The 2182-nt window shown below is 70.4% G+C and carries 2 protein-coding genes; both read right to left on the bottom strand.

The annotated features are described in order from the left end of the window. A partial coding sequence (locus WBA11_RS11790) for a hypothetical protein (protein WP_424520879.1) occupies nt 1-311 on the bottom strand: 311 nt, incomplete at its 3' end. 243 nt (nt 312-554) lie between these two features. Then, nucleotides 555-2182, bottom strand: a 1628-nt coding sequence (locus WBA11_RS11785; protein ID WP_424520878.1) for a hybrid sensor histidine kinase/response regulator transcription factor, incomplete at its 5' end; no start/stop codon positions are given.

Here is a 2182-nt window from a genome sequence, read left to right as displayed (position 1 = left end):
CGGAAGCGCATCTCGGTCGGGCTCGTCTCCCACGTCATCTCCTCCAGGTCGTCGCCCATCTCGAAGTAGCTGACGGCGTCCCAGTCGCCCACCAACGTCTCGTAAAAGGCGACGTTCGTGCCCGACGCGAGCGAGGCGGGCAGCAGGTGGTCGCGCATGATCGCGATTCCTTCGGCGGACTTGCCGGGGTGGAACTTGAAGTACTGAACTTGGTGGTAGGTGACGCCCTCGCGCATCTCGGCGGCGCCCATCTCCTGGGCGGAGGCGGAGAAGGCAAACAGGGCGAGGGCGAGCGTGAGAGAGATGCGCATGGGTACGAGGTCGTGGAAGAGGAGTGCCAGTCGGCACCAAGGGCAGAAGCGACCTCAACCTCCCCGATTCCTCGTTTCGGCGCGTGCGTGTACGTCTCAAAGTCATGCGTCCACGTCTCATCGGGCGCCAGTTCCCTGGTTTCCAAGCGTCGCCCTCGAGGTCGCGGCCGGGGGATCCCGCGTCCTCGAGGTCGCACGCCGACGGTCCGCACCAGCGTTCTCGTCCTCGAGGGCGGACCGCCGCTACGCCGTGCCCGAGTGGGCGCGAGCGTAGACCGACGGCCGGGACCCGTACGCCTTGGCGAAGGTGTTCGAAAAGTGCGACGCGCTCCTGAACCCGACGCCGTAGGCGACTTCGCTGACCGTCCCGGCGTCGGCCGCGAGCAGGTCGGCGGCGCGCTCCAGGCGGGCGGCTTGGATCGCTGCGCTCGGCGTCACGCCGTCGATCTCCTTTAGCTGTCGGTGCAGCGTCGACCGGCTCACGCCGACGGCCTCCGCCAGCCGCTCGACCGAGAAGTCCTCGTCGCTCAGGTGCTCCGCGATCTCGGCCGCGACGCGCGCCCGGAACGCGTCGTCAGCGGACAGCACGCCCGACGCGTCCGTTTCTGGAGCCGGCGCGCTGGCGAACCGCTCTCGCAGTCGCTGCCGGCTCGCGATCAGGTTGCCGACACGGGCGCGCAGCTCGGCCGGGTCGAACGGCTTGGTGAGGTAGTCGTCGGCCTGCATGGCCAAGCCCTCGAGCCGGTCGTCGCGCTCGGCGCGGGCGGTGAGCAAGATGACCGGGATAAAGTCGGTCTCGGGGTCGGACTTTAGCGCGTGGCACAGCGAGAGCCCATCCAGGCCCGGCATCATGACGTCGCTGACGACCAAGTCCGGCAATCGCTCTCGCGCCATCTCCAAGCCCTTTTGCCCGTCGTCGGTCTCGAGGACGCGGTACGACGGCTCGAGGTGGCGCCGCACGTAGGCCCGGAGCTCGGGGTGGTCCTCAACGACGAGCACCGTCGTCACGTCGTCCTCGAGGTCGGGCGCGTCGCTAGTGTCCCCGCCTCCGAGGGCGGGTGCCGGTATGGCGCCGGGCGCCCACCCGTCCCCGGCCGCGCCGGACCCGAGCGGCAACGTGACCGTAAACCGGCTCCCCTGTCCCTGGACGCTCTCGACCTCGAGGGTGCCGCCGTGGAGCGCGACCAGCTCGCGAGCCAGCGACAGGCCGATTCCGGTCCCCGTGCCTCCGAAGCTGTCCTCTGCCGGCGTCGTGTAGAACCGGTCGAACACGTGGGGCAGCGCGTCCGGCGCGATCCCTCGGCCCGTGTCTTGGACCGTGATGCGGGCTAGGCTCTCAGCCTCGAGGACGACGCGGACGGACCCGCCGGACGGCGTGAACTTGAACGCGTTGGTGAGCAGGTTGGTCAGGACCGTCTCGAGCCGTGCCGGGTCGGCCACGACCTCGACGGGGTCCGGCGGTACCGCGACCTCGAGGTCGAGCCCGCGCTGGCGCGCAGCGTCCCGGTAGCGCTCGGCAACGTGCGAGACGAACGCGGACAGATCGACCGGGCGGGTCTGGAGCTGAAGCTGCCCGGCCTCCGCTCGTGCGACGCTCAGGATCTGGTCGACGAGCGTGAGCACGCGCTGCCCGTTCTGCTGGGCCAGGACGAGCGGCGCGCGGACCGCGTCCTCGACGCGCCCGTGCTCGTCGCTCAGGACGTCCTGGAGGGGACCCAGGGTCAGGGTGAGCGGCGTCCTGAACTCGTGGGCGACGTCGGCGAAAAAGCGGCTTCGGAACGCGTCGAGCTCGCGCAGGCGTTGGGCCTCGGCGTGGACGCGGACGGCCTCGACCTCGCGCGCGCGGGCGGCTTCGAGGGCGCCGGCCATGT

The sequence above is a fragment of the Rubrivirga sp. genome (assembly GCF_049648075.1).
In the GTDB taxonomy this organism is placed as follows: Bacteria; Bacteroidota; Rhodothermia; order Rhodothermales; family Rubricoccaceae; genus Rubrivirga.
The sequence above is the reverse complement of the archived record's forward strand: the minus strand, read 5'-3'. Positions and strand labels throughout refer to the sequence as shown.